This window comes from Aquiflexum sp. (genome assembly GCF_041751335.1).
Taxonomy (GTDB): domain Bacteria; phylum Bacteroidota; class Bacteroidia; order Cytophagales; family Cyclobacteriaceae; genus Aquiflexum.
The window spans coordinates 1-5,393 of sequence record NZ_JBGSXS010000095.1 but is presented as its reverse complement, the minus strand read 5'-3'; the positions used below and the strand labels follow the sequence as shown (position 1 = coordinate 5,393).

Genomic DNA, 5,393 nt, shown 5'->3' with positions numbered 1-5,393 from the left:
ATTTTATTATGCTACAGAATGGAACCAAAGCATAGAAACAGACGATGAAATCCATCAATATATACAGGACAATTTGCTGAATTTTATCTTGCTAAGTATTTATATCAATTATCCATTGACATACCATAGGGAACATCAGGTTGTCCTAGTCCGGTCGTTCATTGATTTAGAAGAATTCAATTCTGAAGCACTCAAAGATGGCTTTTTGGTCGGATACAATGCAGGAGTTTACCGAATGCAGTTAAAAGGCTATGAATCATTCCCGCACTTTGCTGTGGCTTATTATGATGAAGGATTAAAAGAGCTTCATTGCAGTGCTATGACGGAAGAAGGGTATGGGAAACTCTCAGAAAAAATGGATAACTGTGGAATACCATGCAGCCCTTATCCCCAACAGAGACTGCATTTAAGCATGAAAACAGCTATTTCAGAGATTTTCAAAAAAGAGGTTCTTGCGGATCCATATAGCGACTTATTTCCTGAACAAAAAGAATCTGTTGATCCGAAAACCCTAAATACCCTAAATGATTTTATCTCAGCTTTAGTAGAAAAATTCAACAATAACGAAACGCCTGACTTAAAAAAGATGGCTAAAGAATTTGGAATACCTTTAGAAACCGCCAAAGAACTTAAGAAAGTGCTGGAAAAAAATACTGGGAAGAAGCTGTAGGGGATAGGGGAAATGGAAAAAAACAAAATCAACTAAATTATAACTTAGGTTTAACTTCACCTTTTACTGCTTTGCATCTAATTCATTATGGTTAGATAAGTACTTTAATTCAATGGAATTTGTGAGAGTAGAAAGCAAATTGAAACAAAATGTCCCCCATACCGTCTCCAGAAAAGAAAAAACCCCAGATACAGTTAGTATAAGGGGTTTTGAGTAGCGGGAACAGGGCTAAATACCTCTATTTTTTATTTTCTCATTTTTAACTTAAATACATTGATTTTCAGCATTTTAAAATTTATTCTAGCTAAATAAGAATAAAAGAAATAAGATTAAATTAAAGAAAACAGCCTACTGTATAGCCTACTGAGAATAAAATTTGTTAAATTTAGGTATCCAATCAAAAGTAGAAACAATGGCAAAATTCAATTATTATCTAAAGGATAAGTTTGCAGAAAAAGAAACCCCAATCCATTTGTACATTAGACATGAGGGTAAAAGATTAGTTTATTCAACTGGAAAATTTATCCATCCTAAATTTTGGAATGAGGAAACCCAGCAAGCAAGACAGGTAAAAGACTTTCCAAATGCAAAGATTTTTAACAGCAACCTAAAATTTATTCAGGATACAGCTTTTAAGGTTTTTGAGGATTTGACTTTTCGACTGGAAAGAAACCCAGCCCCACAGGAAATAAAATCAGAACTTGACAGGGAATTAAAAGACCTCCAAGGGAACGCCTCCACAGACAGTGAAATTAAGCCCACATTCATGGGTTTATTCAAGAGGTTTATCATTGAATCAGAACAAGGTATAAGGCTTACAGCAAGCGGGAAAAGGTTTGATAAAAGGTCTATCCAAAAGTATAATACAGTCTTTGACAAATTAGAACAGTTTGGGAAAAGGTATCATTTGGCATTTGAAACCATTGACCAAAATTTTTATACCAAATTTGTAAATTTCCTGAACAAAGAAAAGTATTCACTAAACAATGTTGGAAAGTACATTCAGGTAATCAAAACCTTTTTGACCTATGCCACTGACAACGGATACAATACCAACATGTTTTTTCAATCTAAGCAGTTTAAAGCCCATAAAGTACCGGGGTTTTCCATTTATTTGAATGAAAGGGAAATAAACGAACTATACCAAATTGATTTAAGCAGTACACCACATTTGGAGCGGGTTAGAGACCTCTTTATAGTTGGATGTTGGACAGGATTAAGATTTTCAGATTTCACCAACATACAGCCCAAAAACATTGATGGGGATTTTTTGAAAATCACTACTTTCAAAACAGGTGAAAAGGTAATAATCCCAATTCACAGGACTGTAAAAGAAATCATGGCCAAATACAAAGACAGGTATCCAAACAGTTTGCCCCCAGCCATAGTAAACCAAAAAATGAATGCCTATCTAAAGGACATTGCAAAACAAGTGGATAGTTTAAAAACCGGGGTGGAGGTTGAAATAATAAAAGGAGGGTTGAAAGTGAATACCGAAAAACAGAAATGGGAACTTGTAACAACTCATACCGCCCGGCGTTCTTTTGCTACCAATGTTTACAAAAGTGGATTTCCCGCTATCAGTTTAATGAAAATCACAGGTCATAAGACTGAAAAAGCCTTTTTGCTTTACATCAAAGTAACCCCTGAGGAAAACGCCCATAAATTATTAGAACATTGGAACAAGTCAGTATTAAAAGTTAGTTGAAATGGAGGATCAAAACAGCCAAAAGGATAAAATAGAAAATGATCCTGACATTCTAAACCAGATTGAAAAACTTGCAAAATGGACAAAGGAAAGTAGAAAGCAATTTAATAAATCTGTAAGATCATTAAAGCATCTCTTTAAAAAATATAACCTCGTTGTACCTACCAATTGGGATCGCATTTTTTATGATTGGTATTTAGAAATACACCCTGAGTATATTGATAAATACTTTAATTGGGAATTTCCCAAACTTACTGAATCCGATATACTGGAATGGGCAAAAGAGGAAACTGAGAAAATTGAATCCTTGCAAGCTAAAATGAATGAAAAAATCCATTCTCAAAAAACAAGGATTGATAAAGCACCAAAATACAGGTTTTACATAATGGAAAAGTTAGGCATTATTGACCCAAAGGGAATTTTTTATAATCAAAAACTATCCCTAAATAAAAGGGCTGAATTGTTATCAAAAATTATAGGCTACAATCTAAGAGATTGCAAAGATTTGTTGAACGGAATAACAGATTTTGACCCTGAAAAGAAATCTGAAATTGATGACTTTTTAAACGAATTAATCCAAAAAAGTAAAGGATAGTAAAATAGTGGGGTTTTTATTATGCCCCCACTTCAACCCCCCAGCTAAAATTGTCCAAACTAAACAAAGTTAAAATGGACAATGTAATCTTATCAACTTACAGCCCTGAGGAACTTACAGGGATTATCAATACAGCCGTACAAGAGGCCGTAACATCAATTATTAGAGTCCAAAAAAAAGAGACAGGGGAAACACTACTTTCAAGGAAAGAAACGGCTGAAAAGCTCAAAATCTCGCTTGTTACCCTTTCCGATTATTCCCGGAAAGGAATTTTGAAATCCTATATAATTGGAGGCCGTGTCCTTTACAAGGAAAGTGAAATTGAAAAATCTTTACATCAGGTCAAGACAGTAAAATTCTAATCCGATGACAGCCCAAAAACAAACGGCACTAATCGGAAAGAATCCCATTAGTGCCATTCCCGCTAGAGTTTCCAATCAAAAGCAGTATTTCAAATGTACTCAATTTTTGGAATACCTATCCCAAACTAACTTTGAAATTTTACTTTTCGCAGGGGTGGAGGCTTGCAACCTATGAAAGGGAAAAGAAACACTTCAGAAACTAAGTATCTATCATGGAATGCCATTCAAAGAGGTCAATTAATCCCCAATGTTACCGAAAGGGTTTATTCCTTTCTAGTGGATAATAGACCAAATGCATACAGTGCAAAGGAATTGGAATCTTTGATAGGAATAGAAGACACCACACTAAGCCAGCCAATTGTTAGGCTTAAAGAATCAGGTCAAATTGTTTTAATGCATGGACACCATGCGTTTTCAAAAAGGAAGGTGCAAAAATACTATGCCAAAGACACAAATGATGACCCGCAATTAAAAATTTTCTGACATGGCAAAGGCAAAACTTAGAAGCATAAACACTGCAATTTGGTTTGATCCCTGGTTCTTTGACCTATCACCTAACAAAAAGCTGGTATGGTTATATTTGCTTACAAATGAATCCACAAACATGTTAGGAGCATACCAAATCACAATTGTAAGGATTGCTTTTGAAACTGGATTAAGCGAAAAAATCATTTCTGAAATTCTATCTGATTTTCAAAGTGATAGGAAAATCATTTTCCAAGATCATTTTATAATTATCATCAATTGGGTTAAAAATCAATCCTATAATTCCAACATGCTAATTAATGTGGATGCTATTTTGAATGATTTGAAACCAAGTTTGCGGGAATTAATGCCCAAAGAGATAATTAAATACATAAACTGGTTAAAAGAGAAGCAAAACAAGCGAAAATAATGTAGGAAAAAATCATAATTTCCGAACTATATCGGACTATAATTTCTCAGAATGAATGATTTTAAACAAAAAATTGAATGCCTTTCGAAACCCTTTAAAAGCCTTATCAAATCCTTTGAAAAATAGAAGTAGAATAAGAAATAGAATGTAAATAAGAAAATGAATCCCAAAGCAAACAAATACTTTGAAGGGTACAATTTTAGTTTGAATGTGGAGGCATTAAATCAGACTTTAGAATTTCTTAATTTGTAAAAAACAAAAGTTTACAAAAATCATGGGTTTAAAAAAAGGACAAACGAATAATCCTAATGGGAGGCCTAAAGGCTCAAAGAACAAAATAAATGAGGAAATAAGGGAAAAAATCCAATCCCTTTTTGATGGAAATTTTGATAAAATTCAATCAGACATTGAAAAACTTGATCCAAAAAATAGATTGAAATTCTTGACTGATTTAATGCCTTATTTGGTGCCAAAGCTTCAAACCACTACTTATACCAATGAAATAGATTGGGAAAACATCCCTGAGGAAAAAATTGATAAATTATTAAACCGGTATTCAAAAAGTCAACAAAATTAAACAGTATAAAAAAGGATAGAAAAGGAAAAACCCAACAAATTTAATACTAGTTAAATGGATAAAATTTCTAAAATCAAATTGCTTATAGCTTTTAAACAGGGGAAAATAACGGTAGAGGAACTAAAAGAATGCCTAAAATTTGAAAGCATACCCCTATTTATTTTGAAGGACAAAGAGCCAAAAACCGAAAATCAAAAACAGCAAATTGACCTATTTCAAAAAATTGGAATTGAAGTCATTTTGATAAACATTTTTTAAAATAAAAAGACCAATTAAAGGCTAATTATTAAGGGTTTAAAATCCATGTTCCGGAGGTTTTATTTTTCTTCCAAAGTTTCTTCTTTAATAAATTCTGTTTGATCAATGTTAGTATAAAAAACCTTGTTGAAAGTTTGTTTTGCATTACTTAACAGTGGGTTTTTTATTGAATAAGAAGCCTTATATTTTGTAGAAAGAATGGTATCAGGATTTTTAGAAAACTCGTTATAACGGTTTTCTATCCTTTCAATTTTAGATAGTGTTTCCTTATATGAGACCTTTTCATTGATGGCTTTGTCTCTATTTCTTTTTGATTCCAACTCGTATG

Annotated in this window: 8 protein-coding genes; 7 read left to right on the top strand and 1 reads right to left on the bottom strand. The window is 33.0% G+C overall.

Annotated elements, in window-relative coordinates:
• The 7 genes from ACEW8U_RS05700 to ACEW8U_RS05670 all read left to right on the top strand — a co-directional run.
• Window positions 1-670, top strand: a 670-nt coding sequence (locus ACEW8U_RS05700) for a hypothetical protein (protein WP_373521074.1), incomplete at its 5' end; no start/stop codon positions are given.
• 412 nt (window positions 671-1,082) lie between these two features.
• A complete protein-coding gene (locus ACEW8U_RS05695) occupies window positions 1,083-2,378 on the top strand; it encodes a tyrosine-type recombinase/integrase (RefSeq protein WP_373521073.1) in 1,296 nt (431 codons plus the stop codon).
• A 1-nt stretch (window position 2,379) separates the two neighbouring features.
• Window positions 2,380-2,973, top strand: coding sequence for a hypothetical protein (locus tag ACEW8U_RS05690; protein ID WP_373521072.1), 594 nt, complete (start codon window positions 2,380-2,382; stop codon window positions 2,971-2,973).
• A 74-nt stretch (window positions 2,974-3,047) separates the two neighbouring features.
• The gene (locus ACEW8U_RS05685; protein WP_373521071.1) at window positions 3,048-3,335 is read left to right on the top strand and encodes a helix-turn-helix domain-containing protein; all 288 of its coding nucleotides are present in this window, start codon (window positions 3,048-3,050) and stop codon (window positions 3,333-3,335) included.
• A gap of 171 nt (window positions 3,336-3,506) precedes the next feature.
• The gene (locus ACEW8U_RS05680) at window positions 3,507-3,818 is read left to right on the top strand and encodes a hypothetical protein (RefSeq protein WP_373521070.1); all 312 of its coding nucleotides are present in this window, start codon (window positions 3,507-3,509) and stop codon (window positions 3,816-3,818) included.
• Between the two features lies 1 nt (window position 3,819).
• Window positions 3,820-4,230 (top strand): hypothetical protein, encoded by a 411-nt coding sequence (locus ACEW8U_RS05675; protein WP_373521069.1) that lies wholly within the window; start codon window positions 3,820-3,822, stop codon window positions 4,228-4,230.
• A gap of 274 nt (window positions 4,231-4,504) precedes the next feature.
• Window positions 4,505-4,807 carry a DUF5681 domain-containing protein gene (locus ACEW8U_RS05670; RefSeq protein WP_373521068.1) on the top strand — a complete coding sequence of 101 codons (303 nt, stop codon included), beginning with the start codon at window positions 4,505-4,507 and terminating at the stop codon, window positions 4,805-4,807.
• Between the two features lie 317 nt (window positions 4,808-5,124).
• On the opposite strand, the gene ACEW8U_RS05665 is transcribed toward ACEW8U_RS05670, so the two are convergent.
• On the bottom strand, window positions 5,125-5,393 hold a 269-nt coding region (locus ACEW8U_RS05665; protein ID WP_373521067.1), incomplete at its 5' end, for a hypothetical protein.